Consider the following 26,464-nt stretch of genomic DNA (forward strand, 5'->3'; position numbering starts at 1 on the left):
ACTCGGGGGAAACAGGGATACAGCTCAAAAAATATCCATATTAACCATGAGGTTTTAAGTGTCTCGTCACATATTGGCCTAACTAGTCTATCCTGTACGCAAACCTTTGCGCTAGGGGCGAGAACATTATTAATTGATTAAAATTAAGCGGTGATTTTATTACGAGATGTTACGGAGTTTGCGCTATTTTGATCACAAAAAAGGCCAGCTTAGCGCTGACCTTTTTGGGGTAAATTACGTGTTTTTGGTACGCCGTAAATTAATGAACCGTATTGCTGCCTTTATCTGCTGCTTCTGCGTACAGAGCATCAACATCGTTCTTGTCGAACGAGTAGTTTGTGCCACAGTAATCGCAGTGAAGACCAACGCTTCCTTCGGTGCTTAGGATGTCGTAGATCTCTTCTTGAGCAACGGTAATGATAGCAGCGCCACTTCTTTCGCGAGAGCACCCACAGAAGAACTGAACTGGTTGTGGTGTGAACAGTTGTACTTTTTCTTGGTTGTACAGGCGGTAAAGCAATTCGTTCGCTTCTAGAGAAAATAGCTCTTCGTTTTTAACGGTGTCTGTTAGTTGCTCTAGGTGCTCGAAGTCATCTGGCGAACCAGTGCCGTCTGGCATCACTTGTAGCAACATACCTGCAGCGTGTGCTTTGCCTTCATGTTCGCCAGTGCGCAGCCATAGACGAGTCTTAAGTTGTTCCGAATTAGCGAAGTAGCCTTCAAGTACTTGGGCAAGCGTATCACCTTCAAGGCCAACGATGCCTTGGTAACGCTCACCTTTCTTAGGATCGATGGTGATCACTAGGTGGCCTTTGCCCATTAGGTCGTGTAGACCTGCGTCGTCTGCGATATCGCCTTCAAAGCGAGCAACACCACGGATCTTTTGATCGTGATCGCCATTGATAACTGCTAGAGATACTGGACCGTCACCTTGCAATTGCATAGTGATAGATCCTTCAAACTTTAGGGTCGCAGTTAATAGCGTTGTTGATACCAGTAGCTCACCCAGTAGTTTTTGTACTGGCGCTGGGTATTCCTTGCTAGAAATAATCTGTTGGTACGCTTCATCCATTTGTACCAATTCACCACGTACTGATAGGTCTTCAAATAGGTAGCGATTTAAAACATTACTTGTAGACATTGGGTCTGCCATTTGGCTATTCCTTCTAGCTTATTGATGCTTGAACTTGATGATGTCACGACGTTGCTTCTTATCAGGGCGACGCTCTGGAGCTGGGTTATGAGCATTTAGTTTACGTTGTGTCGCAAACTCTTCTCTTTTTGCCAAGCTCTCGGTGGTTTCTTCATAGAGGGTTTGAGCGATCGGAGCTCCGCCACGATGGGCTGAGATTTTCTCGATCGTAACCGTCTTTTCTTCATTACCTTGGCGCAGTGTAATCACAGCCCCAAGTTCGACAATTTTACTTGGCTTGCTGCGCTGACCATTATAGTGGACTTTGCCACCATCGACCATGTTACGAGCAATAGACCGAGTTTTGTAAAAGCGTGCTGCCCACAACCATTTATCGAGTCTGACAGCTTCATTAGAAGTTTTCATGTAGGGCTGTGCCTTATTAAGTGAGAAATGAATGCGGTTTAACTGTAGTGAACAGTGCGCAACATGTTTTTGATGATGCTTATCACATTAGATAGAGGTTTTATGTGGAGGCGGTTAGCATTTTTTTCAAGTCATAATACAAAATAGCCATGTAATGCCGATTTATAGATTTGCTATGATATAGTTCAGGATCTTATGCTTAAATAAGCTCGGTATCGAACGAATGAATAAAAAAGCTGAAAGTTTAATAATTTACAGCGTTTGCCGTCATGAAAAGGGGCAAGGAAAGTGAACTTTTTAGAGCTCAAGAATCGCGTAGGAAGTTCTCCTGTGTTGAGCCGCTTGTTAGAGAACGGATTTGTAATCCAGCAGAAACTAAGTCTAGCGACGTGCTGTGTATTGATTGCAGCTTCCGCATGGATTTTAGGACAGCTTGCATGGTTTATTGAGCCTGCTGAGCACACAGTCGTGCCTTGGAAAGCAACAGCTTCATCGTCTTCTACTCCTCAATCGACCCTTGATATCTCTTCTTTGCAGCAGAGCAACATGTTTGGTGCTTATAACCCAACCACGCCCGCTGTAGTTGAACAGCAAGTTATCCAAGATGCACCAAAGACGCGACTGAACTTGGTTTTGGTTGGTGCGGTAGCGAGTTCAAATCCAAAATTAAGCTTAGCGGTGATTGCCAATCGCGGTACACAAGCGACTTATGGGATTAATGAAGAGATTGAAGGCACCCGAGCTAAGCTTAAAGCCGTATTAGTCGACCGCGTAATCATTGATAACTCAGGGCGAGACGAAACCTTGATGCTTGAAGGTATTGAGTACAAGCGTTTAGCTGTCTCAGCGCCTGCAGCACCTCGTAGTTCTTCTTCGGTTCGTGGTAATAACCCGGCTTCTGCAGAAGAGAAGCTTGATGAAATTAAAGCGAAGATAATGAAAGATCCGCAACAAATCTTCCAATATGTTCGATTGTCTCAGGTGAAGCGCGACGATAGCGTTATTGGTTATCGTGTGAGCCCTGGCAAAGATTCAGAACTTTTTAACTCAGTAGGGCTCCAAAACGGAGATATTGCTACTCAGTTAAATGGACAAGACCTGACAGACCCAGCCGCTATGGGCAACATATTTCGTTCTATCTCAGAGCTGACAGAGTTAAATCTCGTCGTCGAGAGAGATGGTCAACAACATGAAGTGTTTATTGAATTTTAAAACTTTGCGTCTAACGAAGGACGAAAGTGTAGGAGAAGTACGTGAAGCATTGGTTTAAGAAAAGTGCATGGTTATTGGCAGGAAGCTTGATCTGCACACCCGCAGCCATCGCGAGTGATTTTAGTGCCAGCTTTAAGGGCACTGATATCCAAGAGTTTATTAATATTGTTGGTCGTAACCTAGAGAAGACGATCATCGTTGATCCCTCGGTGCGCGGAAAAATCGATGTACGCAGCTACGACGTATTGAATGAAGAGCAATATTACAGCTTCTTCTTAAACGTACTAGAGGTGTATGGCTACGCAGTTGTTGAAATGGACTCGGGTGTTCTTAAGATCATCAAAGCTAAAGATTCGAAAACCTCGGCAATCCCTGTTGTTGGTGACCGTGATTCGATCACTGGTGATAGCGTAGTGACACGCGTAGTGACGGTTCGTAATGTCTCGGTTCGTGAACTTTCTCCTCTGCTTCGTCAATTGAACGACAATGCAGGCGCGGGTAACGTTGTGCATTACGACCCAGCCAACATCATCCTTATTACAGGCCGAGCGGCGGTAGTAAACCGTTTAGCTGAAATCATCAAGCGCGTTGACCAAGCGGGTGATAAAGAGATTGAAGTCGTTGAGCTAAAGAATGCTTCCGCGGCAGAAATGGTACGTATCGTTGATGCGTTAAGTAAAACCACAGATGCTAAAAATACACCTGCGTTCCTACAACCTAAATTGGTTGCTGATGAGCGTACCAATGCGATCCTTATTTCAGGTGACCCTAAGGTTCGTAGCCGATTAAGAAAGCTTATCGAGCAGCTTGATGTCGAAATGGCAACCAAGGGCAACAACCAAGTTATCTACCTCAAATACGCAAAAGCAGAAGATCTGGTTGATGTGCTGAAAGGCGTGTCGGACAACCTACAATCAGAGAAGCAGTCATCAACCAAAGGCAGCTCATCGCAACGCAACCAAGTAATGATTTCCGCCCACAGTGATACCAACTCTTTGGTTATTACTGCACAGCCAGACATTATGAATGCGCTGCAAGACGTGATCGCACAACTGGATATTCGTCGTGCTCAAGTATTGATTGAAGCTTTGATTGTTGAAATGGCAGAAGGCGATGGCGTTAACCTTGGTGTGCAATGGGGTAACCTAGAAACGGGTGCAATGATCCAGTACAGCAACACTGGTGCATCGATCGGTGGCGTAATGGTGGGTTTAGAAGAAGCTAAAGATTCTACTACAACCACCGCTGTTTATGACTCTGACGGAAAATTCCTACGAAACGAAACCACCACTGAAGAAGGTGATTATTCAACATTAGCCTCTGCACTTTCAGGTGTTAATGGCGCAGCCATGAGCGTGGTAATGGGTGACTGGACTGCCTTGATCAGTGCGGTAGCAACCGACTCCAATTCAAACATCCTATCTTCTCCAAGTATTACCGTGATGGACAACGGCGAAGCGTCGTTCATCGTTGGTGAAGAAGTTCCGGTTTTAACTGGCTCGACGGCGGGTTCAAGTAACGATAATCCATTCCAAACGGTTGAACGTAAAGAAGTGGGTATCAAGCTTAAAGTGGTGCCACAGATCAACGAAGGTGACTCAGTTCAGCTGAATATTGAACAAGAAGTGTCGAACGTATTGGGCGCGAACGGCGCGGTAGATGTACGTTTTGCTAAACGACAGCTAAATACGTCTGTGATTGTTCAAGATGGCCAAATGTTGGTGCTTGGTGGTTTGATTGATGAACGTGCGTTAGAGAGTGAGTCTAAAGTGCCATTCCTAGGTGATATTCCTGTTCTTGGGCACCTGTTCAAATCAACCAGTACTCAGGTTGAGAAAAAGAATCTAATGGTATTCATTAAGCCAACCATCATCCGTGATGGCATGACAGCAGATGGTATCACTCAGCGTAAATACAACTTCATTCGAGCTGAGCAGCTGTACAAGGCAGAGCAAGGTTTGAAACTGATGGCTGACGATAATATCCCGGTATTGCCTAAATTTGGTGCCGATATGAATCACCCGGCTGAAATCCAAGCCTTCATCGATCAAATGGAAACAGAATAATGGCTGAATTGGTAGGGGCGGCACGTACTTATCAGCGCTTGCCGTTTAGCTTTGCGAATCGCTACAAGATGGTGTTGGAATATCAGCACCCAGAGCGTCCGCCGGTACTCTATTATGTAGAGCCTCTAAAATCGGCGGCGATCATTGAAGTAAGCCGTGTTGTGAAAAATGGTTTCACGCCACAAGCGATCAGCGCCGATGAGTTTGATAAAAAGCTGACTGATGCGTACCAACGTGATTCTTCAGAAGCGCGCCAATTGATGGAAGATATTGGTGCCGACAACGACGACTTCTTCTCGCTAGCAGAAGAGCTGCCTCAAGATGAAGATCTGCTTGAATCAGAAGATGACGCACCAATCATCAAGTTGATCAATGCGATGCTGGGTGAGGCAATCAAAGAAGGCGCTTCGGATATTCATATCGAAACCTTTGAGAAGTCGCTGTCTATCCGTTTCCGTATTGATGGTGTGTTACGTGATGTGTTAGCGCCGAGCCGTAAACTGGCTCCATTATTGGTTTCGCGTGTAAAGGTTATGGCGAAGTTGGATATTGCGGAAAAACGCGTGCCACAAGATGGCCGCATCTCTCTGCGTATTGGTGGCCGAGCGGTCGACGTTCGTGTATCAACCATGCCTTCTTCACATGGTGAGCGTGTGGTAATGCGTCTGTTGGACAAGAACGCGACTCGTCTAGACCTGCATAGTTTAGGCATGACGGCAGAGAACCACGAGAACTTCCGAAAACTGATCCAACGCCCACACGGCATTATCTTGGTTACAGGTCCTACGGGTTCTGGTAAATCAACGACCTTGTACGCTGGCCTACAAGAGCTCAACAGCAACGAGCGAAATATTCTCACGGTTGAAGATCCTATTGAATTTGATATCGATGGCATTGGTCAAACACAGGTGAACCCTAAGGTTGATATGACCTTTGCTCGTGGCTTACGTGCCATTCTTCGTCAAGATCCCGATGTCGTAATGATTGGTGAGATACGTGACTTGGAGACCGCGGAGATCGCTGTTCAAGCCTCTTTGACCGGTCACTTAGTAATGTCGACCCTTCACACCAATACTGCAATCGGTGCGATTACACGTCTACGTGATATGGGCATCGAACCCTTCTTGATCTCTTCTTCGCTGCTGGGTGTTCTGGCTCAGCGCTTGGTTCGTACTCTGTGTAACGACTGTAAAGAACCTTATGAAGCTGATAAAGAGCAGAAAAAGCTGTTTGGACTGAAGAAGAAAGAGAGTCTGACGCTTTACCATGCAAAAGGATGTGAAAGCTGCAGTCACAAAGGCTATCGAGGCCGTACCGGTATTCATGAGCTATTGATGATTGACGATTCGGTGCAAGAGCTGATTCACAGTGAAGCTGGTGAACAGGCAATTGAGAAAGCAATTCGTGGCACAACACCAAGTATTAGAGATGATGGCTTGAGCAAAGTTCTTAAAGGGGTAACGTCCCTAGAAGAAGTGATGCGCGTGACCAAGGAAGTCTAATATGGCGGCATTTGAATACAAAGCACTGGATGCCAAAGGTAAGAGCAAAAAGGGCTCGATTGAAGCGGATAACGCTCGTCAGGCTCGCCAACGCTTAAAAGAACAAGGCTTGATGCCGGTTGAGATGACCGAAGCTAAAGCGAAAACATCGAAAGGTGCTCAGCCATCAACCAGCTTTAAGCGTGGTATCAGCACACCAGACCTTGCTTTGATTACTCGCCAAATTTCTACCTTGGTGCAATCAGGCATGCCGTTAGAGGAGTGTTTGAAGGCCGTCGCTGAGCAGTCTGAAAAGCCACGCATTCGAACCATGCTACTGTCGGTTCGCTCGAAGGTAACGGAAGGTTATTCGCTAGCGGATAGCTTGGCTGATTACCCGCACATCTTTGATGAACTGTTTAGAGCTATGGTCGCAGCTGGTGAGAAATCGGGTCACTTAGATGCAGTATTGGAGCGACTGGCTGATTACGCAGAAAACCGTCAGAAGATGCGCTCTAAGTTGCTGCAAGCGATGATCTACCCAGTTGTGCTGGTGGTGTTTGCGGTGACGATTGTTTCGTTCCTGCTGGCAACTGTGGTACCTAAGATTGTCGAGCCTATTATCCAAATGGGTCAAGAGCTTCCTCAATCGACACAATTTTTATTGGCATCGAGTGAATTTATCCAGAATTGGGGCATCCAATTACTGTTGTTGAGCATTGGTGTGATTGTGTTGATTAAGACCGCGCTGAAAAAGCCGGGCGTTCGCATGAGTTGGGATCGCAAGCTATTAAGCATTCCGCTGATTGGCAAGATCGCAAAAGGGATTAATACCTCTCGTTTTGCACGAACACTCTCTATCTGTACTTCGAGTGCGATTCCTATCCTTGAAGGGATGAAAGTGGCGGTAGATGTAATGTCGAATCACCATGTGAAACAACAAGTCTTACAAGCGTCAGATAGCGTGAGAGAAGGGGCAAGCCTGCGTAAAGCGCTCGATCAAACTAAACTCTTCCCTCCAATGATGCTGCATATGATCGCCAGTGGTGAGCAGAGTGGTCAGTTAGAACAAATGCTGACAAGAGCGGCGGACAACCAAGACCAAAGCTTTGAATCGACCGTGAATATCGCGCTAGGTATTTTCACACCAGCACTTATCGCTTTGATGGCAGGTTTAGTGCTGTTCATTGTGATGGCGACCCTAATGCCGATGCTTGAAATGAATAATTTAATGAGCGGCTAACTGATTGCTCATAAGACGTTAGTTTTTGGATTATCGAGAAGAAGGACATTATTACCTTCAACTCGCTGTCTGTAATTTGGAGAAAATAATGAAAAATAGAATGAAGAAACAATCAGGCTTTACCCTATTAGAAGTGATGGTTGTTGTGGTTATCCTTGGCGTATTGGCGAGCTTTGTTGTACCTAACCTATTGGGTAACAAAGAGAAGGCTGACCAACAAAAAGCCATCACTGATATCGTGGCGCTAGAGAACGCGCTCGATATGTACAAACTGGATAACAGCGTTTACCCAACAACGGATCAAGGTCTTGATGCATTGGTTTCTAAGCCAAGCAGCCCTGAGCCTCGCAACTACCGCGACGGTGGCTACATCAAGCGTCTGCCTAACGACCCATGGGGTAATGAGTACCAATACCTAAGCCCTGGTGATAACGGCACTATCGATATTTTCACTCTTGGTGCTGATGGCCAAGAAGGTGGTGAAGGTATTGCTGCGGATATCGGCAACTGGAACATGCAAGACTTTCAATAAGCTTCGGCTTGTTGTTGGTTGATACGTTATTGTCGCTTGATTCGTTATTGATGGTAGGACGTAAACAGATGGAGTCTACAAGGTGAAAACTAAGCAAACACAGCCAGGTTTCACCTTGATTGAGATTCTTTTGGTGTTGGTATTACTGTCAGTAACGGCGGTCGCGGTGATCGCGACCATTCCTACCAATAGTAAAGATGTCGCCAAAAAATATGCACAAAGCTTTTATCAGCGAGTTCAATTACTCAATGAAGAGGCGATTTTGAGTGGTTTGGATTTTGGCGTTCGTGTTGATGAAAAGAAATCGACCTATGTACTGATGGCGCTTAAGTCTGAAGGCTGGCAAGAAGTCGAATTTGAAAAAATTCCCTCTTTAACTGAACTACCGGAAGAGCTCGCATTGTCACTGACTCTAGGTGGTGGTGCATGGGAAGATGATGATCGGTTGTTCAATCCAGGAAGCTTGTTTGATGAAGATATGTTTGCGGATCTTGAAGAGGATAAGAAGCCGAAACCACCACAGATCTACATCTTGTCGAGTGCTGAAATGACACCGTTTGTACTATCGTTTTATCCTAATACGGGTGACACCATACAAGATGGTTGGCGTATTCGAGTGTTGGACAATGGTGTCATTCGATTACTAGAGCCTGGAGAAGAAGATGAAGAGGAATAACCGTTCTCCTTCTCGTTATCGTGGCATGACCCTTGGTTCTCGAGGAATGACGCTGCTTGAGGTCTTGGTTGCGCTCGCTATCTTTGCGACCGCGGCGATCAGTGTGATTCGTGCTGTCACCCAGCACATCAATACCCTCAGTTATCTAGAAGAAAAAACCTTTGCTGCTATGGTCGTTGATAATCAAATGGCCTTGGTGATGTTGCACCCTGAGAAGCTAAAAAAAGTACAGGGTACACAAGAGCTGGCTGGAAGAGAGTGGTTCTGGAAGGTTACGCCAATCGATACTAGCGATGACTTATTAAAGGCGTTTGATGTGAGTGTGGCAACCAGTAAACAAGCTTCTCCAGTGGTCACGGTGCGCAGTTATGTGGTCAAGTAAGAGCATGTCCGCCAATAAGCGTGTGTCTCGTACACAAGGTCTATCTTCGAACGGGAGAGGCTTTACCTTAATTGAGGTTTTGGTCTCTATCGCTATCTTTGCCACGTTAAGCATGGCGGCTTATCAGGTAGTCAATCAGGTTCAGCGCAGCAACGAGCTTTCAATCGAGCGCAGCGCTCGTTTAAATCAACTGCAACGTAGCTTGGTCATTTTAGATAATGATTTTCGCCAGATGGCGGTGCGACAATTTCGTACCAACGGTGAAGAAACATCATCTAAGCTGATATTAATTAAAGAGTATTTACTGGATTCCGACAGCGTTGGCATCATGTTCACTCGCCTTGGTTGGCATAACCCACAGCAGCAGTTTCCTCGCGGAGAAGTCACCAAAGTGGGTTATCGCATTAAAGAAGAAACACTTGAGCGTGTGTGGTGGCGTTACCCCGATACCCCTGCAGGCCAAGAAGGTGTGATTACGCCTTTGCTTGATGATGTTGAAAGCTTGGAATTCGAGTTTTATGACGGAAGCCGCTGGGGTAAAGAGTGGCAAACCGACAAATCGCTACCGAAAGCGGTAAGATTAAAGCTAACCTTGAAAGATTATGGTGAGATAGAACGTGTTTATCTCACTCCCGGTGGCACGCTAGATCAGGCCGATGATTCTTCAAACAGTGACTCTTCAGGTAGTAATGAGGGGAATAATGACTCATCGAACTAACAAGCTTGCACGGACAAGGTCTACTATGGGTCGCAAGCAGCGTGGTGTCGCGCTGATCATTATCCTGATGCTACTGGCGATCATGGCAACTATCGCTGGCAGTATGTCGGAACGTCTGTTTACGCAATTCAAGCGCGTTGGTAATCAACTGAATTACCAACAGGCTTACTGGTACAGCATTGGTGTAGAAGCGCTGGTGCAAGACGGTATTAGGCAAAGCTACAAAGACAGTGATACCGTGAATCTAAGTCAACCATGGGCGCTAGAAGAGCAAGTATACCCATTGGATTACGGTCAAGTTAAAGGACGCATCGTTGATGCTCAGGCTTGCTTTAATCTTAATTCGTTAGCTGGGGTGGCGAGCACTTCAAGTAACCAGACACCTTATTTGATCACGGTTTGGCAAACCTTATTAGAAAATCAAGACGTTGAGCCTTATCAGGCTGAGGTTATCGCAAACTCAACGTGGGAATTTGTTGACGCAGATACCCGAACCACCTCTTCAGCGGGGGTAGAAGACAGCACCTATGAAGCGATGAAGCCATCTTATTTGGCGGCGAATGGCTTAATGGCGGATGAATCTGAGCTAAGAGCGGTTTATCAGGTCACGGGTGAAGTCATGAATAAGGTTCGCCCGTTTGTTTGCGCTCTGCCTAGCGACGATTTTCGCTTGAACGTGAATACACTCACGGAAAAGCAGGCACCTTTATTGGAGGCGATGTTTGCATCTGGCTTAAGTGAGTCAGATGCTAAACAGCTAATAGACAAACGCCCATTTGATGGCTGGGATACGGTGGATGCTTTTATGGCTGAACCTGCCATTGTTGGCGTGAGTGCCGAAGTTAGCAAAAAAGCGAAAGCGTATTTAACTGTAGATAGCGCCTATTTTGAGCTAGATGCAGAGGTATTAGTTGAGCAGTCACGTGTACGTATACGGACGCTTTTCTATAGTAGTAATCGAGAAACAGTGACGGTAGTACGCCGTCGTTTTGGAGGAATCAGTGAGCGAGTTTCTGACCGTTCGACTGAGTAGCGAACCACAAAGCCCTGTGCAGTGGTTAGTTTGGTCGACAAGCCAACAAGAAGTGATAGCAAGTGGCGAGTTGTCTAGCTGGGAACAGCTGGATGAGTTAACGCCTTACGCTGAAAAGCGCAGCTGTATCGCTTTATTGCCGGGAAATGAATGCCTAATTAAGCGTGTTGAGATCCCGAAAGGTGCTGCTCGCCAGTTCGATTCTATGCTGCCGTTTTTATTAGAAGACGAAGTCGCACAAGATATCGAAGACTTACACCTGACGATTTTAGATAAAGACTCAACGCACGCTACCGTGTGTGGTGTCGACCGCGAATGGTTAAAGCAAGCTTTAGACCTGTTTCGTGAAGCCAATATTATCTTCCGTAAGGTGTTGCCAGATACACTGGCCGTGCCTTTTGAAGAACCTGGCATCAGTGCATTGCAGATCGACCAGCATTGGCTACTGCGCCAAGGCAACTATCAAGCGGTATCGATCAGCGAAGCATGGTTACCGATGTTTTTGCAAAGTGATTGGGTGGTTGCTGATGACGAAGAGCAAGCGACGACTATCTTCAGCTACACAGCAATGCCGAGCGAAGACGTTCAACAGCAAAGCGGCGCGAATTGGCAGGCAAAGCCTGCGGAATTGGTGATGTCTTTACTGAGCCAGCAAGCGATTACAAGCGGCGTAAACTTACTGACTGGCACTTTTAAAACCAAATCTTCATTCAGTAAATATTGGCGCGTATGGCAGAAAGTAGCGATTGCTGCTTGTTTGCTGGTGGCTGTGATTGTGACTCAACAAGTGTTGAAGGTTCAACAATACGAAGCTCAAGCACAAGCTTACCGCATGGAGAGTGAACGTATCTTTAGAGCAGTGCTGCCAGGTAAACAACGTATCCCAACAGTCAGCTATCTTAAGCGTCAGATGAACGATGAAGCTAAGAAATATGGCGGCTCAGGCGATGGTGATTCCTTACTCGGTTGGTTAGCTTTGCTGCCAGAAACGTTAGGGCAGGTGAAGTCGATTGAAGTCGAAAGCATTCGCTACGATGGCAATCGCTCTGAGGTTCGACTACAGGCGAAAAGTTCTGACTTCCAACATTTTGAGACCGCGAGAGTGAAGCTCGAAGAGAAGTTTACCGTTGAACAGGGTCCATTAAACCGTAATGGTGATGCCGTATTTGGCAGCTTTACTCTTAAACCCCATCAATAACCTGCGTAAGGAGATCAGTGATGAGAAATATGATTGAGCCACTCCAAGCGTGGTGGACTTCAATAAGTCAGAGAGAGCAACGATTAGTGATTGGTTGCTCAATTCTATTGGTGGTCGGTGTTGTTTATTGGGGGTTAATCCAGCCACTCAGTCAGCGAGCTGAACTTGCGCAGAGCCGTATTCAAAGTGAGAAGCAACTTCTAGCTTGGGTAACCAATAAAGCCAATGAAGTGGTTGAGTTGCGAGGCAGTGGTGGCATCAGTGCGAGCCAGCCTCTGAATCAATCTGTACCCGCTTCTATGCGTCGCTTTAATATCGAGCTAATACGCGTGCAACCACGTGGCGAAATGTTGCAAGTGTGGGTAAAACCTGTGCCTTTTAATAAGTTCGTTGACTGGCTAACATACCTGAAAGAAAAACAGGGTGTGGAGGTTGAGTTTATGGATATTGATCGCTCTGATAACCCCGGGGTTATTGAAGTCAACCGACTACAGTTTAAACGAGGTTAATGTGAAACGCGGTTTATCTTTGAAGTATGGCCTGCTCTTCAGTGGCATCTTTATCGTCTTTTTCTCTGTCAGCCTGTTGCTGCACTTGCCGGCTTCTTTTGCTTTCAAGCAAGCACCGGTTGTGCGTGGTTTGAGTATCGAAGGCGTTGAGGGCACCGTTTGGCAAGGCAGCGCCAACAATGTCGTGTGGCAGCGCATCAATTACGGTTCAGTGCAGTGGGACTTCCAGTTTTCTAAGCTATTTCAAGCCAAAGCAGAACTGGCGGTTCGTTTTGGTCGTAACAGCGATATGAACTTATCCGGTAAAGGTCGTGTTGGATATAGCATGAGCGGTGCTTACGCGGAAAATTTAGTCGCATCCATGCCAGCAAGAAACGTGATGAAATATGCACCGGCTATCCCAGTACCTGTTTCTATTGCAGGACAAGTTGAACTGACGATCAAACATGCGGTTCATGTTCAGCCTTGGTGCCAATCTGGCGAAGGTACGCTTGCTTGGTCTGGTGCAGCTGTCGACTCGCCAGTGGGTTCATTAGACCTCGGCCCTGTGATTGCGGATATTACCTGTGAAGACAACACCATTGCAGCGAAAGGCACTCAGAAGAGCGAACAGGTGGACAGTGAGTTCTCAGCGAGCGTAACGCCAAATCAAAGCTACACCTCGGCGGCATGGTTTAAGCCGGGTGCGGAATTCCCACCAGCGATGCAGAGCCAGCTTAAGTGGCTGGGTAACCCTGATAGCCAAGGTAAGTACCAGTTTACTTATCAAGGTCGTTTTTAGCTAAACAGCTAAGGGCGACTAAATTACGAGATATAAAAAACGGGCACCTCATTGAGGTGCCCGTTTTGTTTGAATCGTCGAGAGTGACAGCGAGCAAGCTCGCCTAGTCTTTACCTTGTAAGATCTCTGCCCACGGTAAGTCAGCATCACCAAGCACAATGAAGTTCGGGTTCTCAAGCGTCTCTCTTTCATTGTACGAAAGCGGTTCTAGTTGAGTACTTAAGATGCGACCGCCAGCTTCTTCAACAATGCACTGCGTTGCGGCGGTATCCCACTCTCCGGTTGGTCCAAGGCGCAGATAACAATCCACAGCACCCTCTGCTACTAAACATGCCTTAAGCGCTGCTGAGCCTAGAGGAACTAAATCATAATTCCATGCTGAGCTCATACGGCTAGTGATGCGATTGATGTCTTGGCGACGGCTGATCGCCATTGCGATTGACTGGTTTGGCAGCTCGTGACGATGCGTTTTAATCTTAACGCTGTCATTAAGGTCTGGGATCTTCCAAGCCCCTTTGCCACTGTAAGCGTAATAGCTCACACCGGAAACGGGTGCATATACTACGCCCATTACTGGCTTGTTATGTTCAATTAGGGCGATAATTGTCGCGAAATCACCACTTCGTGCAATGAACTCTTGCGTACCGTCCAGTGGGTCAACTAACCAGTAGCGATCCCACTGAGAGCGTTGCTCTAGGCTGATGTCTGCGGCTTCTTCAGACAGCACTGGAATGTCAGGCGTGAGCTCACTGAGCTTTTTCGAGATCAGCTTGTGTGCCGCAAGGTCGGCACTGGTGACTGGTGTGTCATCACTCTTAGTGAACTCTTCGTAATCTTTTTTCTCGTAGATCTCTAAAATCAGTTGTCCTGCAGAGCGAGCAATCTCAATGACAGAGGGTAGGAGGTGAGACAAATCTTTTGTTATTGGCATAAATATTCTCTTACTCTTCGAGTGATCCTGAATGTTCTAATTATTGGTTAAGACACGAAGGGTTAATAGTAGGGCGGTAATACTGCGAGCCTCACAGAAATCGAGATGTGTTAACAGTTCTTCGGCTTGAGCCAGTGGCCAGCGCACAACGTCTAGTGGCTCAGGCTCATCACCTTCTAGCTTCTCTGGGTAGAGGTCTTCTGCGATAAATAGCGTCATTTTGCTAGAGAAGTAAGAGGGCGCAAGGATCACTTCTTTCAGCGGAGTAAGCTTATTGGCACCGAAGCCAATTTCTTCCTTGAGTTCGCGAACGGCGGCTTCGTTTGGCTGCTCTCCTGGATCGATAAGCCCTTTCGGAAAGCCAAGTTCATAGCGTTCTGTGCCTGCTGCGTATTCACGCACTAACAGAATATCGCCTTGTTCAGTAATCGGAACCATCATTACTGCGTTGCGGCCGCTAGGTTTCATACGTTCGTAAGTGCGCTGTTCACCGTTTGAAAAGCGTAAATCGAGAGACTCGATCGAGAATAGTTTTGATTGAGCGATAGTTTGCTGAGCCAAAATTTCTGGCTTGGTCCTTTTTGTCATTGCGCTCGCTCCTCAGCTCATTGGAATTCTTTCTTATAAAGTCATTCTAATATAGGGGAAATGACGTTGAGTTCCTAGATCCGAGTTTTCATATCCTAGAATTATTAGAGCAGGAACCGATTGCGATCACTTGAATACCTTACTCTAAATGGTAACGCATCCGCCATTATTGGTATTGAAAGGGAAATATATTATTCGGAAGGACTTCTGCTGTTTTAAACACAAAAAAGGTTGATGCTTGCACATCAACCTTTTTATTGAATCTTTCACTTTTTACTGACTAAGACTGCATGAGTGCTTAGTCGTAAAAGAGCTTAGTAGTAAGAGTGCTCACCACGATCGTGTTCAGTTGCATCACGAACCGCAGTCAGTTCACCTTCGAATTGTTGAAGAAGTTCTTTCTCGATGCCTTCTTTTAGCGTTACATCAACCATAGAACAACCGTTACAGCCGCCACCGAATGCAACGATAGCAGCACCGTCTTCAGTGATTTCTACCAAGCTAACGTGACCGCCGTGACCAGCAAGCTGTGGGTTCACTTGAGTTTGGATTGCGTATTCAACGCGCTCTAGAAGTGGTGCATCGTCTGATACTTTACGCATCTTAGCGTTTGGTGCTTTAAGTGTTAGTTGAGAGCCCATTTTGTCAGTAACGAAGTCAATTTCAGCTTCATCTAGGAACGGTAGGCTTAGCTCATCAACGTAAGCTGAGAAAGCGTCGAAAGAAAGCTTAGTGTCAGACGCTTCGATAGCATCTGTTGGGCAGTAAGAAACACCACACTCAGCGTTTTGTGTGCCTGGGTTTACCACGAACACACGAATGTTTGTACCTTCAGGCTGCTGTGACAGCAGATTGGCAAAGTGAGTTTGAGCTGTTTCTGTAATAGTAATATTTGACACGACGAATACCTGAGTAGATTTGTAGGTTATTAGCGCCATTCTACTCCTGTCAGATTTGTAATTCAGCCCTTTTTTGTTGGATTGCTGTACAAGTGGCGATTCACAGCTTTTATCCAGAGGGCTCAGGAGTGCGGCAGATGCAGTAAATATCAATCCTTTTCACGTCCACTTCAAGTAGTAATTGGCATAATTGATACACAGTACTGCCGGTGGTTACAACATCATCAATTATCGCGACGTGAGAAGGGACAGTTCCTTGAAAGTCTTGTTTTCGAAGCGTAAAAGCGCTCTTTAGATTAAGTAAGCGTGCGGATTTAGTCAGCCCTTGCTGAGAAGCGGTTGAGCGAATTCGACGGAACAGCACCTCATCTTTAACGCCAAGTTCTTGAGCTGTGTAATTAGCAAGCAGCTGACTTTGATTAAAGCCACGATGAATATATCGACGCCAATGCAGCGGTACGCTGGTGATCAGCGGAGCAGGGTGCTCGATACGTGAAGCCAATAACTTTGACAGATCGCGTGTAAACCAAAACTTATCGGCGTACTTCATTTGTTGAATGTAACGTGCTGTTGGAAAGGTGTAATCCCCAACGCAATAGAGACGATGCCAAGGTGGAGGTTGAGATAAACACTGTCCGCACTGCTCTACTGTGAGCAGTGTTTTTAAACCACATCGTTGGCAGCGAGGAACTGACTCGAAGAGATTAAGACAAGAATCACACCATCGAGGGTGAGCATCGCTATGCGACTTATCTAGCTTGCACAGGTGGCATTGAGGTGTGACCAGACGTGGTGTGTGTTTTTGTAGCCAATCAGATAACATAGCTCGTGATGCTTTTGGGTTAAGGTGTTCCTTTTACTCACCATACTGAAAAGCACAGATAATCGCCGATGAAAAAAGTAGGGAATATTGAGAATGAGTGACGGGTTATATTGGCATGTTTCTGGGCAAGGGCCTGATTTAGTGTTGGTTCACGGCTGGGGAATGAACGGTGCGGTGTGGCAACAAACCGTTAATGTATTACAAGCTGATTTCCGAGTGCATGTTGTCGATTTACCAGGATATGGACACAGCGCACACTGCCACGCTCAAGATCTTGAAGAGATTGCTCAGCAGTTGTTGGCCGAAGCGCCTAAGCAAGCGATTTGGGTGGGTTGGTCACTCGGTGGTTTGGTCGCGACGCACATGGCGTTGCATCACTCAGATTACGTAAGCAAATTGGTGACTGTTGCCAGTTCTCCTAAATTCGCCGCTGCAAAAGAACCCGTGTTATGGCGAGGCATTCAGCCAAACGTATTAAGCGCATTCACCGAACAACTGGTTGAAGATTTCCAAACCACCATCGAACGCTTTATGGCATTGCAAGCTATGGGTAGCCCTTCAGCAAGACAAGATGTAAAACAGCTCAAGCAAGCGGTGCTGTCTCGCCCATTACCGAACCCTGATTCATTATTAGCAGGACTAAAGATGCTGTCGGATGTCGACCTGCGTGAACAACTGCCTGAGATTTCAGTACCAATGTTGCGCTTGTATGGCCGATTAGATGGATTGGTGCCAATCAAGGTTGCGAAAGACTTGGGCGCAGCCTTGCCTCATACCGAGCAATATATCTTTACTCAGTCTTCACATGCGCCGTTTATGACCGAAGCCGATGCCTTTTGCAGTGAACTGGTTAGCTTCGCGCAAAAATAATCGCTAAATTTATATCCGGCTTGGTCGATATATAAGCTAATACCAATCACAGTAAGTAAGTGTTCAAAAATAGCGTAGGAAAAAGGCTTGAGAACAAGGCAGCTTTTTTTTGACAAGTAGTTTCGATAAGTAGTTATTCTACAATCAAAAAATCTAACGCCGTTATCGAGTATTTTAACAAGCTAGGATGATCAGTTATTTACTACGATTGGTATAACACCAACGTGTTGCTTGATACTCAGACCTAACTCTCTCCTGAGCTGATTGCGGTAAGTTGGGCTATGCCTGTTGTGCTGACTCACAGTACAACAGCGTTATAGCAATAACGATGGGCGATTCTTGAGGAGTTCGCGATGATTGTGTCACCTGCAACTGCAGTGAGTGTGCCACTTATCGCCCCGTCCGTTAATGTGCAAACAGAGCAAGTTGCGCGTGATAATAGAGTTCGAGAGCCTGTTGCTCCCGCAGTAGCGTTGGCGAAAACCAATGCAGAGCGAAAGGTAAAGTCGGACGATAAGCGAAGGCAGCAGTCGGCTTGGGATCCTTCAGACCATCCTGGTTATGAAATGGAGAACGAGTCAGAGGCCAATTCGATTAGCCAAGAAGAGTCACAAGATCCTTTTGATAGGCTGTTCAGCTTGTTGGCACTGAGAACTTACAGTGCTGACCAAGGAAAGGGCTATACCATGCGTTTTCGCCTGCCAAAGCATGTTTTAGATGCGGCGATTCAGGAGGGACAGATGGAGAAACGACGTAAGGTCATAAAATATCATTATGGTCATGCTGTTGCGCCTCATGCTCCATCAGAGATGCTAGTTGTTTTGTAAAACGATCGTGTTGTGATTAGAACGCGCAGAATACAACCAAGCTTCGATGTCTTTTTTGAACACATAATAAAAACCTGCATACCCTAAGGGATGCAGGTTTTCTGTTTTAGGCGATTCAGTTTTTCAGATACGCTAACGGATTATTTTTTCGCTTTAGCAAAAGCAGCAGCGAATGCGCCACCCATTGCGGCATTTTGTTGTGGCTCTTCACGACGGCGTTGGCCACCTTGTGAATTTTGATTTGAGCGGTTTTGCGTGCGAGGTGCACTTGAACGTTGAGCACGGTTGTCTTGTCCCGGCTCGTCCTTCATACGCATGCTGAGTGCAATACGTTTACGCTGAACATCCACTTCCATCACCTTCACTTTCACGATGTCGCCCGCTTTAACCACTTCACGTGGGTCAGAGACAAAGCGATCGGTGAGCGCTGAAATGTGCACTAGGCCATCTTGGTGAACACCAATATCCACGAAGGCACCAAAGTTGGCCACGTTCGACACCACGCCTTCTAGAATCATGCCTGGTTCTAGGTCTGAAACGCTGTTTACGCCATCTGCGAAGGTTGCAGTCTTGAACTCAGGGCGAGGGTCGCGTCCCGGCTTATCCAGCTCCTTGATGATGTCGGTGACCGTTGGTACACCAAAGTTTTCATTGGTGTAATCAACCGCGTGTAAACCACGTAAGAAGTCGGTGTTACCCACCAGAGATTTGATGTCTTTGTGGTTTTTCTCAGCGATAGTTTTCACTACTGGGTAAGCTTCTGGGTGAACCGATGATGCATCTAACGGGTTCTTACCATCCATAATACGTAGGAAACCAGCACACTGTTCAAAGGCTTTTGGCCCCAAGCGAGCGACTTTCTTAAGTGTAGTACGAGCTTCGAAGCGACCATTCTCATCACGGAAATCCACGATGTTTTGAGCTATGGTGCTAGAAAGGCCTGCTACGCGAGTAAGTAGCGCGGCAGACGCGGTATTCACATCAACACCTACGGCGTTTACACAGTCTTCGACAATCGCATCTAGACGTTTAGCAAGCATGGTTTGGCTAACGTCATGTTGGTATTGGCCCACCCCGATCGATTTAGGATCAATCTTCACGAGCTCAGCCAATGGATCTTGTAGACGACGAGCGATAGATACTGCACCACGGATCGATACGTCCATGTTCGGGAACTCTTTCGCCGCTAGCTCAGACGCTGAATAAACTGAAGCACCTGCTTCGCTAACAATAATTTTTTGCGCTTTTAGGTTGCCGCGCTTAATCACATCAGCCACAAAGCTATCGGTTTCGCGTGAAGCCGTACCGTTACCAATCGCAATCAGGTCAACGTTGAACTGACGAACCATCTGTTCAACAACGTGTGCTGATTTGTCGTATTGCTTTTGTGGTGGGTGAGGGTAAATAGTTTCTGTCGCTAGAACCTTACCAGTTGAATCCACAACGGCGATTTTTGAACCGGTACGTAAACCTGGATCTAAGCCTAATGTGGCACGAGGACCAGCTGGTGCTGCCATTAGCAGATCTTTAAGGTTGGTGGCGAACACTTCAATCGCTTCGATCTCAGCACGCTCTTTCATCGCGCCCATCAATTCGGTTTCCATGTGCATAGAAACCTTGATGCGCCATGCCCAGCTGATCACTTGCTTACGCCATGCATCCGCAGGTGCGCTGCTTAGGGTAATACCGTAGTGATCAGAGATGATGTTCTCGCAGTATGAACCACGTACACCTTCTTCTTGATCCGGGTCAGCGTTCATCGCCAGTGTTAAGAAGCCTTCATTGCGGCCACGCAGCATTGCAAGCGCACGGTGAGACGGTACTTTGCTAAGCGCTTCGTTGTGCTCGAAGTAGTCTTTGAATTTCTCACCTTCGTTCTCTTTGCCAGCCACAACACGAGCACCAAGCTCTGCATTACGGTTTAGGTGTTGACGAATCTTTTCAAGCAGGTTTGCGTCTTCCGCAATGCGTTCCATGATGATCGCACGTGCGCCATCGAGTGCAGCTTTTGTATCGGCAATGCCTTTATCGTTGCTAATGAAGTTAGCAGCTTCCGTTTCCGGATCGTGCTGTGGTTCATTCCATAGCGTATCGGCAAGTGGCTCTAAGCCTGCTTCAATCGCGATCTGACCTTTGGTGCGGCGCTTTGGTTTGTAAGGTAGGTATAAATCTTCTAGGCGAGTCTTGCTGTCTGCCTGAGTGATATCACGCTCGAGTTCTGGCGTGAGTTTACCTTGGTCTTGAATCGACTTAAGAATCGTTTGGCGACGATCGTCTAGCTCGCGTAGGTAAGAAAGGCGGCTATCAAGGTTACGTAGTTGGGTATCGTCTAAGCCACCCGTAACTTCTTTACGGTAGCGGGCAATAAAGGGAACGGTATTACCGTCGTCAATTAGGTTTACTGCGGCAGTGACTTGCTCAGAACGGACATTCAGTTCTTCAGCGATCAGTCGACAGATAGCTTGGCTCATCCGATGAATCTCTTATTTAATATCATGACAAATACATGGGGGTGAGCGTACGCTTTTTCTAGCTTTGACTGTGTAATTATCCTGTCAGAAGTCGAATTTCCGTTTGTGATACCCGCTTTGTGCGAGATCTCTTACAAGTGATGTGAGACTAAGTCACTTTAAACCGATGAAATCGTCTTAATATTAACTTAAGTTGCTGATTTTATTATGTTGAGTGTTTGCGGGTATATTTCTCACCTGAAATGTTTTTTGGGACTATCTAGGAAACTCGCTCAATTACCGTAATATTTAACTTGTCGACAGGGAGTTGGCAGGAACAGGAAAAAGCCTAATGGACTAGGTATCTTCAGGATGAAGATTTGATTACTTAGGATGAGTGGTCAGCAAGGAAGTAACAATCTCTGGATGAGATTCGCCAGTCAGGATGACAGGCTAGAATGGACACCGCTAGGATGGCGATGAACAAAAAGGAAATTGGTTAAAGGATTTAGCCACTATCAAGGAAAGATGCAGGGAGCACCTTATCTCGAAGAGATAAACAGTAGCCGGATTGCTGCGATAGAGACTTAACCCCGTCAGGCGAAAGCCTAGCGGGGTTTTCTTTTATTTGGAGTTTGGGTTTGCTTGAACACTCAGCTCATCGCTAAGTGTTATTAAGTTTGGCTATTCGTTGTCTGCGTAGCTGATCGAGTTAATGAACCACTCTTTATCACCTTCCGGTGTGGTTACCGTAAACTCATCATCCACTTCTTTCTTGAGCAGAGCTCTAGCCATGGGTGAGTCGATAGAGATATAGCCTTTAGCATCGCCGTAGATCTCTTCAGGCCCAACAATGCGAAACTTCTTAATTTCCCCATCATCATTCTCAATTTCGACCCAAGCACCGAAAAATACCTTACCTTCTTGTTGTGGAGAGTAATCAACGATCGTGACATCAGGTAGGAACTTTCTTAAGAAACGTACTCGGCGATCAATCTGTCGAAGCAAACGCTTATTGAAGGTGTAATCTGCGTTTTCTGAACGATCTCCTAGGCTTGCCGCCCAAGTGACTATTTTGGTGATCTCTGGACGCTTCTCGTGCCATAAGTGGTCATGTTCTGCTTTGAGTTTGTTATAACCTTCTCGGGTGATAAGTTTGGTTTTCATAAATCTGACTTAATGAAATGATGATCTAAGATAGAATATATAGAAAGGCAACATACGTTAACAATTATTTAGGCGACTTTTTCTCCAATAATGTTACATTTTTAATGTCTTATACCAATATACAATTTACCAAGAATGCTTAGCCTTAGGTTTAAGCTTTAATAGGTGGAACCATTACATGCAAGAAAACTACAAAATTTTAGTGGTCGATGACGATGCTCGTTTACGTGCACTGTTAGAACGCTATCTGTCAGAGCAAGGCTTTCAAGTGCGTAGCGTGGCAAACAGTGAGCAAATGGACCGCCTGTTAACCCGTGAAAATTTTCACTTGATGGTATTGGATTTGATGTTGCCGGGCGAAGATGGCCTATCTATTTGTCGTCGTCTACGAAACGCAAACAACTCGCTACCAATCCTGATGCTTACTGCAAAGGGTGATGAAGTGGATCGCATTGTGGGCTTGGAAGTAGGTGCCGATGATTACCTACCAAAACCATTCAACCCACGTGAACTGCTTGCTCGCATTAAAGCGGTACTGCGTCGCCAAGTAATTGAAGCACCAGGCGCGCCAAGTACAGAAGAGTCTGTGGTTGAGTTTGGTGAATTCCGCCTAAACCTAGGTACACGTGAAATGTTCCGTGGTGAAGAGCCAATGCCGCTTACTTCTGGCGAATTTGCAGTACTTAAGTCACTAGTAACCAATGCGCGTGAGCCAATGTCTCGCGATAAGCTGATGAACATGGCTCGTGGCCGTGAGTATTCAGCGATGGAACGTTCTATCGATGTTCAGATTTCGCGTCTGCGTCGTCTAGTGGAAGAAGATCCAAGCAAACCTCGTTACATCCAAACGGTGTGGGGCTTGGGTTATGTGTTCGTTCCAGATGGCAAAGCTGTGTAGTCCAGCTTTATAAGCTCTATAACTGCTTTACCGATTCTGTGAATCTTACGGGTCATCTCATTAATATGCGATGGCCCGTTTTGTATTCAGCACAATGGTTTAGGGTTATAGTCACATAACATCTTCTTTATCTTTCTACATCTTGGGTACCCTATGCGCATACGTAGCTCCTTTACTCAGTCGATAGTGCTTTTCTTAACGCTATTGGTTGCTAGCCAAATCTTTTCTTACTACGCAGTGTTTAACTATGCATTGATGCCGAGTTTGCAGCAGTTTAATAAGATTCTGGCGCATGAGTTAAACCTAGTATTAGACCAAGGCAGTGATATCGAGATTGATGCGCCATTGCGTCAGCGTGTACTTGAACAACTCGGGGTAACCGTTCACGCGAAAAACAGTGAAGCGGCGGGTGAGTATTACCACGCGGTTGCGATTGACTTGATGAGCGAGGAGATGACCAAAGAGCTAGGCTCTGAAACCGAAGTACGGTTGATTCTAGGTAAAGAGAGCTATGTGTTGTGGATGGACATTGCGCAGCTGCCCAACTCTCTGATTCGTATTCCTCTTTCTGAGTTGCAAGAAGAAGATTTTGCACCACTATTTCGTAACAGTCTGATCATGGCGTTGTTGATTGTCGTAGGTGGTTGGTTGTTTATCCGCTTACAAAACCGGCCGTTGATAGCGCTAGAGAAAGCCGCGCAAGGTGTCGGGCGCGGCGATATTCCACCGCCATTGCCGGTCCAAGGTGCGCAAGAAATTCGCTCAGTAACACGAGCTTTCAATCAAATGTCGAAAGGAATACAAGAATTGGAAGAAGACCGCGCTTTGTTGATGGCAGGAATCAGTCATGATTTGCGTACTCCGTTAACGCGTATTCGCTTAGCAACCGAGATGATGTCGCCAGAAGACAGCTATTTAGCGGAAGGCATCATCAGTGATACCGAAGAGTGTAACGAGATCATCAGTCAGTTCATGGATTACCTAAAGCCTGTTGACAGAGACTCATTCCAAGCGGTGTTTGTCGATGATATTGCGCGAGAAGTCTCTAGCTCTGAAGGTGGCTATGAGGTCCAGATTGAAACCGATATTCCAGAAACCATGAAACCTGCGTTGGGCAACCCGATCGCAATGAAGCGTGCAGTGAGTAACTTGGTGGTGAACGCGCTGCGCTATGGTAATGGCTGGGTCAAGGTATCGACCGGCATGACGGCAGATAACAAGTTAGCTTGGGTAACGGTAGAAGATAATGGTCCGGGTATTCCACAAGACCAGATCGGTAAGTTGTTTGAACCCTTCACACGTGGTGACACGGCTCGTGGCAGCGAAGGTACGGGCTTGGGCTTGGCAATTGTGAAACGTATTGTTAGCCAGCATCAAGGTGCGGTAGTGGTCAATAACCGCAGTGAAGGTGGCTTAAAAGCGCAGATCAGTTTCCCTGTGAAACCTTAGGCTTGGACTATACGCACTAAAAAGGCTTCCTTGAGGAAGCCTTTCTACGTTTTAAGCGGGAATATAATGGCTAATTACGCCTTAGAATAGACATCGCGCTCGCCTAACCAGCGATTGATGATCGCCTTAGCATTGTCTGGGAAGCTATCGTGAATATGGCGGGCGATACGCTGTACTTCAGGGATTAAACGTTGGTCTCGCACTAAGTCGGCAATCTTGAAGTCAGCTAAGCCTGTCTGCTTCGTGCCAAGCAGTTCACCTGGACCGCGGATCTCTAAGTCTCGCTGAGCAATCACAAAGCCATCGTTACTTTCACGCAGTACGCCTAAGCGCTTCTGAGCGGTTTTTGATAGTGGAGAGTGATACAGGAGCACACAGTGGCTTGCGACTGAACCACGGCCAACACGACCGCGCAATTGGTGTAATTGCGCCAGACCAAGGCGCTCTGGGTTCTCGATGATCATTAAGCTCGAATTAGGTACATCCACACCTACTTCAATCACGGTTGTCGCAACCAATAGGTGCAGTTTGTTCTCTTTGAATTCCTGCATTACTGCCTGCTTCTCGGCAGGTTTCATTCGGCCGTGTACTAAACCAATTTTCACGTCAGGCAGTTTTCGTTGTAGTTCTTCTGCTGTGTCAGCAGCGGCTTGAGCTTCCAATACTTCTGACTCATCAATTAGCGTACACACCCAATAGGCTTGCTTGCCCTCATTGAGACACGCATTGCGCACCCGCTCAACAATGTCATCACGTTTGGTATCAGGAATCGCTACGGTTTGAATCGGTGTTCGCCCCGGTGGCAGCTCATCAATAATTGAGGTTTCGAGATCGGCATAGGCCGTCATTGCGAGCGTTCGTGGGATTGGCGTTGCCGTCATCACCAATTGGTGAGGGTAATAACCTTGCTTAGCGCCCTTTTCACGCAGCTCTAATCGCTGGTGGACACCAAATCGGTGTTGCTCATCAATGATCACTAAGCCAAGGTTTTTGAACTCGACGTGTTCTTGGAATAGGGCATGAGTACCGACCACCATTTGCGCTTCGCCGCTGGCAATTCGCGCTAGCTCAGTCTCACGAGCTTTACCTTTGAGTTTGCCTGCCAACCAACCGACTTGAATGCCCATAGCTTCAAACCAATTGGCGAAATTGATCGCGTGCTGTTCAGCCAATAGCTCGGTTGGTGCCATCAGTGCTACTTGCTGACCATGTTCTAATGCGCGAACCGCCGCCAGTGCAGCAACCAAGGTTTTACCTGAACCTACATCCCCTTGTACTAAACGCATCATTGGATGTGGTTTTTCTAAGTCAGCTTCAATCTCTTTAGTCACTCGTGCTTGAGCATTGGTTGGAGAAAATGGCAGCTGAGCCAATAACTTACCTTTCAAGGTGTTCGCTGGGGGAAATGGCATCGCTTTGTCTTGTTGCCCTTTGCTGCGAACTGACAGCATCGACAGGTTTTGAGCCAGTAACTCTTCCATAATCAGACGCAGTTGCGCAGGGTGTTTACCTTCATCAAACAGTTCTAGGTCAATGCCCGGAGGTGGTCTGTGAATGGTATGCAGCGCTTGTGCTAGGGTGATTTGGTGATCGTATAAACCAGATGGTAGCAACTCATTGACGGCTGCTTTGTCGATAAGCTCTAACGCTTGGTCTGTCAGGCTACGCAGCGTGACTTGTCTTAGCCCTTCAGTGGTTGGGTACACCGGCGTTAGGTTAGCTTCAACATCTGGCTGCTGCCTTGGGGCAAAGAACTTGTAGTCAGGGTGGACGATCTCCAGCCCCATATTGCCGCGCTTGATTTCACCGTAGGCGTGGACTTGTTTGCCTTCGGAAAAGTTATTCTTCATTCCGGCAGTGAAGTTGAAAAAGCGTAGGGTAATGGTGCCATTCCCATCACTGATCTTTACTGCGAGCATCTTACGTTTACCGAAAATGGTATCAACATGCATCACCTTGCCTTGCACCGCAGCCCAAAGGCCAGCGTGCAGTTTTACGATTGGATAGATGCGTGTTCTATCTTCATAGCGTAAAGGGAGGTGAAATAGCAGGTCTTGTACGTTATTAAGCCCAACCTTCTCCAGTTTCTCTGCGACTTTAGCGCCGACTCCAGATAAAGAGTTGAGAGGGATAGCAGATAAAAGCTGTGACATAACAAGGCTCATAAACGTAA

25 protein-coding genes are annotated in these 26,464 nt (G+C 46.6%); 16 read left to right on the forward strand and 9 right to left on the reverse strand.

The features are described 5' to 3' along the window. Nucleotides 1-259: 259 nt before the first annotated feature. Together hslO and hslR are read right to left on the reverse strand one after the other, a co-directional pair. Nucleotides 260-1,153 (reverse strand): Hsp33 family molecular chaperone HslO, encoded by an 894-nt coding sequence (gene hslO / locus L4C44_RS16320; RefSeq protein ID WP_146491973.1) that lies wholly within the window; start codon nucleotides 1,151-1,153, stop codon nucleotides 260-262. 18 nt (nucleotides 1,154-1,171) lie between these two features. After that, nucleotides 1,172-1,558 (reverse strand): ribosome-associated heat shock protein Hsp15, encoded by a 387-nt coding sequence (gene hslR / locus L4C44_RS16325; protein WP_146491974.1) that lies wholly within the window; start codon nucleotides 1,556-1,558, stop codon nucleotides 1,172-1,174. Between the two features lie 288 nt (nucleotides 1,559-1,846). On the opposite strand from hslR, the gene gspC reads away from it, so the two are divergent. From gspC to L4C44_RS16385, 12 genes are all read left to right on the forward strand, one after another. Next, a complete protein-coding gene (gspC, locus tag L4C44_RS16330; protein ID WP_146491975.1) occupies nucleotides 1,847-2,770 on the forward strand; it encodes a type II secretion system protein GspC in 924 nt (307 codons plus the stop codon). A gap of 41 nt (nucleotides 2,771-2,811) precedes the next feature. Continuing rightward, nucleotides 2,812-4,836 carry a type II secretion system secretin GspD gene (gene gspD / locus L4C44_RS16335; RefSeq protein ID WP_210447244.1) on the forward strand — a complete coding sequence of 675 codons (2,025 nt, stop codon included), beginning with the start codon at nucleotides 2,812-2,814 and terminating at the stop codon, nucleotides 4,834-4,836. Next, nucleotides 4,836-6,338 carry a type II secretion system ATPase GspE gene (gspE, locus tag L4C44_RS16340; protein ID WP_019826480.1) on the forward strand — a complete coding sequence of 501 codons (1,503 nt, stop codon included), beginning with the start codon at nucleotides 4,836-4,838 and terminating at the stop codon, nucleotides 6,336-6,338. The genes gspD and gspE overlap by 1 nt, the downstream gene beginning before the upstream one ends. Nucleotide 6,339: 1 nt before the next feature. Further along, complete coding sequence (gspF, locus tag L4C44_RS16345) at nucleotides 6,340-7,560, forward strand: type II secretion system inner membrane protein GspF (protein ID WP_050652109.1); 1,221 nt, start codon at nucleotides 6,340-6,342, stop codon at nucleotides 7,558-7,560. An 88-nt stretch (nucleotides 7,561-7,648) separates the two neighbouring features. Next, the gene (gene gspG / locus L4C44_RS16350) at nucleotides 7,649-8,092 is read left to right on the forward strand and encodes a type II secretion system major pseudopilin GspG (protein WP_017062485.1); all 444 of its coding nucleotides are present in this window, start codon (nucleotides 7,649-7,651) and stop codon (nucleotides 8,090-8,092) included. Nucleotides 8,093-8,174: 82 nt separating this feature from the next. Further along, the gene (gspH, locus tag L4C44_RS16355; protein WP_210447243.1) at nucleotides 8,175-8,768 is read left to right on the forward strand and encodes a type II secretion system minor pseudopilin GspH; all 594 of its coding nucleotides are present in this window, start codon (nucleotides 8,175-8,177) and stop codon (nucleotides 8,766-8,768) included. Further along, nucleotides 8,755-9,150: a type II secretion system minor pseudopilin GspI gene (gene gspI, locus L4C44_RS16360; RefSeq protein ID WP_146491977.1), complete on the forward strand. Its 396-nt coding sequence runs from the start codon at nucleotides 8,755-8,757 to the stop codon at nucleotides 9,148-9,150. The genes gspH and gspI overlap by 14 nt, the downstream gene beginning before the upstream one ends. After that, nucleotides 9,137-9,868: a type II secretion system minor pseudopilin GspJ gene (gspJ, locus tag L4C44_RS16365; protein ID WP_146491978.1), complete on the forward strand. Its 732-nt coding sequence runs from the start codon at nucleotides 9,137-9,139 to the stop codon at nucleotides 9,866-9,868. The genes gspI and gspJ overlap by 14 nt, the downstream gene beginning before the upstream one ends. Continuing rightward, nucleotides 9,852-10,901: a type II secretion system minor pseudopilin GspK gene (gspK, locus tag L4C44_RS16370; protein WP_428805372.1), complete on the forward strand. Its 1,050-nt coding sequence runs from the start codon at nucleotides 9,852-9,854 to the stop codon at nucleotides 10,899-10,901. The genes gspJ and gspK overlap by 17 nt, the downstream gene beginning before the upstream one ends. Beyond that, nucleotides 10,870-12,099 carry a type II secretion system protein GspL gene (gene gspL, locus L4C44_RS16375; RefSeq protein WP_061019411.1) on the forward strand — a complete coding sequence of 410 codons (1,230 nt, stop codon included), beginning with the start codon at nucleotides 10,870-10,872 and terminating at the stop codon, nucleotides 12,097-12,099. Before gspK ends, gspL begins: the two co-directional genes overlap by 32 nt. A gap of 20 nt (nucleotides 12,100-12,119) precedes the next feature. Beyond that, nucleotides 12,120-12,608 carry a type II secretion system protein M gene (locus L4C44_RS16380; RefSeq protein WP_060983218.1) on the forward strand — a complete coding sequence of 163 codons (489 nt, stop codon included), beginning with the start codon at nucleotides 12,120-12,122 and terminating at the stop codon, nucleotides 12,606-12,608. A 1-nt stretch (nucleotide 12,609) separates the two neighbouring features. Further along, nucleotides 12,610-13,389, forward strand: coding sequence for a type II secretion system protein N (locus tag L4C44_RS16385; protein ID WP_428805373.1), 780 nt, complete (start codon nucleotides 12,610-12,612; stop codon nucleotides 13,387-13,389). A 103-nt stretch (nucleotides 13,390-13,492) separates the two neighbouring features. On the opposite strand, the gene cysQ is transcribed toward L4C44_RS16385, so the two are convergent. The 4 genes from cysQ to L4C44_RS16405 all read right to left on the reverse strand — a co-directional run bounded on the left by cysQ (nucleotide 13,493) and on the right by L4C44_RS16405 (nucleotide 16,630). Beyond that, the gene (cysQ, locus tag L4C44_RS16390; protein WP_048612454.1) at nucleotides 13,493-14,320 is read right to left on the reverse strand and encodes a 3'(2'),5'-bisphosphate nucleotidase CysQ; all 828 of its coding nucleotides are present in this window, start codon (nucleotides 14,318-14,320) and stop codon (nucleotides 13,493-13,495) included. Between the two features lie 36 nt (nucleotides 14,321-14,356). Then, a complete protein-coding gene (gene nudE, locus L4C44_RS16395; protein ID WP_428805374.1) occupies nucleotides 14,357-14,908 on the reverse strand; it encodes an ADP compounds hydrolase NudE in 552 nt (183 codons plus the stop codon). A 314-nt stretch (nucleotides 14,909-15,222) separates the two neighbouring features. Then, complete coding sequence (nfuA, locus tag L4C44_RS16400; RefSeq protein WP_146491982.1) at nucleotides 15,223-15,807, reverse strand: Fe-S biogenesis protein NfuA; 585 nt, start codon at nucleotides 15,805-15,807, stop codon at nucleotides 15,223-15,225. 109 nt (nucleotides 15,808-15,916) lie between these two features. Continuing rightward, nucleotides 15,917-16,630 carry a ComF family protein gene (locus L4C44_RS16405; protein WP_428805375.1) on the reverse strand — a complete coding sequence of 238 codons (714 nt, stop codon included), beginning with the start codon at nucleotides 16,628-16,630 and terminating at the stop codon, nucleotides 15,917-15,919. 93 nt (nucleotides 16,631-16,723) lie between these two features. On the opposite strand from L4C44_RS16405, the gene bioH reads away from it, so the two are divergent. Both bioH and L4C44_RS16415 read left to right on the forward strand, forming a co-directional pair. Next, nucleotides 16,724-17,500, forward strand: coding sequence for a pimeloyl-ACP methyl ester esterase BioH (gene bioH / locus L4C44_RS16410; protein ID WP_327785009.1), 777 nt, complete (start codon nucleotides 16,724-16,726; stop codon nucleotides 17,498-17,500). A gap of 353 nt (nucleotides 17,501-17,853) precedes the next feature. Beyond that, nucleotides 17,854-18,327 (forward strand): ATP-dependent Lon protease, encoded by a 474-nt coding sequence (locus L4C44_RS16415; RefSeq protein WP_146491984.1) that lies wholly within the window; start codon nucleotides 17,854-17,856, stop codon nucleotides 18,325-18,327. Nucleotides 18,328-18,467: 140 nt separating this feature from the next. On the opposite strand, the gene L4C44_RS16420 is transcribed toward L4C44_RS16415, so the two are convergent. Both L4C44_RS16420 and greB read right to left on the reverse strand, forming a co-directional pair. Continuing rightward, nucleotides 18,468-20,798: a Tex family protein gene (locus L4C44_RS16420; protein WP_428805376.1), complete on the reverse strand. Its 2,331-nt coding sequence runs from the start codon at nucleotides 20,796-20,798 to the stop codon at nucleotides 18,468-18,470. A 663-nt stretch (nucleotides 20,799-21,461) separates the two neighbouring features. Further along, on the reverse strand, nucleotides 21,462-21,944 hold the full coding sequence (greB, locus tag L4C44_RS16425; protein WP_428805377.1) for a transcription elongation factor GreB: 483 nt from the start codon (nucleotides 21,942-21,944) through the stop codon (nucleotides 21,462-21,464). Nucleotides 21,945-22,122: 178 nt separating this feature from the next. Between greB and ompR the strand changes: the two genes are divergently transcribed. Both ompR and envZ read left to right on the forward strand, forming a co-directional pair. Then, nucleotides 22,123-22,842, forward strand: a complete 720-nt coding sequence (gene ompR / locus L4C44_RS16430; RefSeq protein WP_008218409.1) for an osmolarity response regulator transcription factor OmpR — start codon at nucleotides 22,123-22,125, stop codon at nucleotides 22,840-22,842. Between the two features lie 153 nt (nucleotides 22,843-22,995). Continuing rightward, nucleotides 22,996-24,291, forward strand: coding sequence for a two-component system sensor histidine kinase EnvZ (gene envZ / locus L4C44_RS16435; protein WP_048661311.1), 1,296 nt, complete (start codon nucleotides 22,996-22,998; stop codon nucleotides 24,289-24,291). A gap of 74 nt (nucleotides 24,292-24,365) precedes the next feature. Here the strand turns inward: envZ and recG are convergent, their stop codons facing one another. Further along, nucleotides 24,366-26,444, reverse strand: a complete 2,079-nt coding sequence (recG, locus tag L4C44_RS16440; RefSeq protein ID WP_428805378.1) for an ATP-dependent DNA helicase RecG — start codon at nucleotides 26,442-26,444, stop codon at nucleotides 24,366-24,368. Nucleotides 26,445-26,464 lie beyond the last annotated feature (20 nt).

This window comes from Vibrio satsumensis (assembly GCF_050337435.1).
Classification (GTDB): Bacteria; Pseudomonadota; Gammaproteobacteria; order Enterobacterales; family Vibrionaceae; genus Vibrio; species Vibrio satsumensis.

Excerpts from the sequence above, each read along its gene's own strand:
- ompR (WP_008218409.1), top strand. The coding sequence starts at position 22,123 with ATGCAAGAAAACTACAAAATTTTAGTGGTCGATGACGATGCTCGTTTA.
- gspJ (WP_146491978.1), top strand. The coding sequence starts at position 9,137 with ATGTGGTCAAGTAAGAGCATGTCCGCCAATAAGCGTGTGTCTCGTACA.
- nudE (WP_428805374.1), bottom strand. The coding sequence starts at position 14,908 with ATGACAAAAAGGACCAAGCCAGAAATTTTGGCTCAGCAAACTATCGCT.
- greB (WP_428805377.1), bottom strand. The coding sequence starts at position 21,944 with ATGAAAACCAAACTTATCACCCGAGAAGGTTATAACAAACTCAAAGCA.
- L4C44_RS16405 (WP_428805375.1), bottom strand. The coding sequence starts at position 16,630 with ATGTTATCTGATTGGCTACAAAAACACACACCACGTCTGGTCACACCT.
- cysQ (WP_048612454.1), bottom strand. The coding sequence starts at position 14,320 with ATGCCAATAACAAAAGATTTGTCTCACCTCCTACCCTCTGTCATTGAG.
- gspE (WP_019826480.1), top strand. The coding sequence starts at position 4,836 with ATGGCTGAATTGGTAGGGGCGGCACGTACTTATCAGCGCTTGCCGTTT.
- hslR (WP_146491974.1), bottom strand. The coding sequence starts at position 1,558 with ATGAAAACTTCTAATGAAGCTGTCAGACTCGATAAATGGTTGTGGGCA.
- L4C44_RS16415 (WP_146491984.1), top strand. The coding sequence starts at position 17,854 with ATGATTGTGTCACCTGCAACTGCAGTGAGTGTGCCACTTATCGCCCCG.
- gspF (WP_050652109.1), top strand. The coding sequence starts at position 6,340 with ATGGCGGCATTTGAATACAAAGCACTGGATGCCAAAGGTAAGAGCAAA.
- gspK (WP_428805372.1), top strand. The coding sequence starts at position 9,852 with ATGACTCATCGAACTAACAAGCTTGCACGGACAAGGTCTACTATGGGT.
- envZ (WP_048661311.1), top strand. The coding sequence starts at position 22,996 with ATGCGCATACGTAGCTCCTTTACTCAGTCGATAGTGCTTTTCTTAACG.
- L4C44_RS16380 (WP_060983218.1), top strand. The coding sequence starts at position 12,120 with ATGAGAAATATGATTGAGCCACTCCAAGCGTGGTGGACTTCAATAAGT.
- L4C44_RS16420 (WP_428805376.1), bottom strand. The coding sequence starts at position 20,798 with ATGAGCCAAGCTATCTGTCGACTGATCGCTGAAGAACTGAATGTCCGT.
- hslO (WP_146491973.1), bottom strand. The coding sequence starts at position 1,153 with ATGGCAGACCCAATGTCTACAAGTAATGTTTTAAATCGCTACCTATTT.
- bioH (WP_327785009.1), top strand. The coding sequence starts at position 16,724 with ATGAGTGACGGGTTATATTGGCATGTTTCTGGGCAAGGGCCTGATTTA.
- gspG (WP_017062485.1), top strand. The coding sequence starts at position 7,649 with ATGAAAAATAGAATGAAGAAACAATCAGGCTTTACCCTATTAGAAGTG.
- gspI (WP_146491977.1), top strand. The coding sequence starts at position 8,755 with ATGAAGAGGAATAACCGTTCTCCTTCTCGTTATCGTGGCATGACCCTT.
- recG (WP_428805378.1), bottom strand. The coding sequence starts at position 26,444 with ATGTCACAGCTTTTATCTGCTATCCCTCTCAACTCTTTATCTGGAGTC.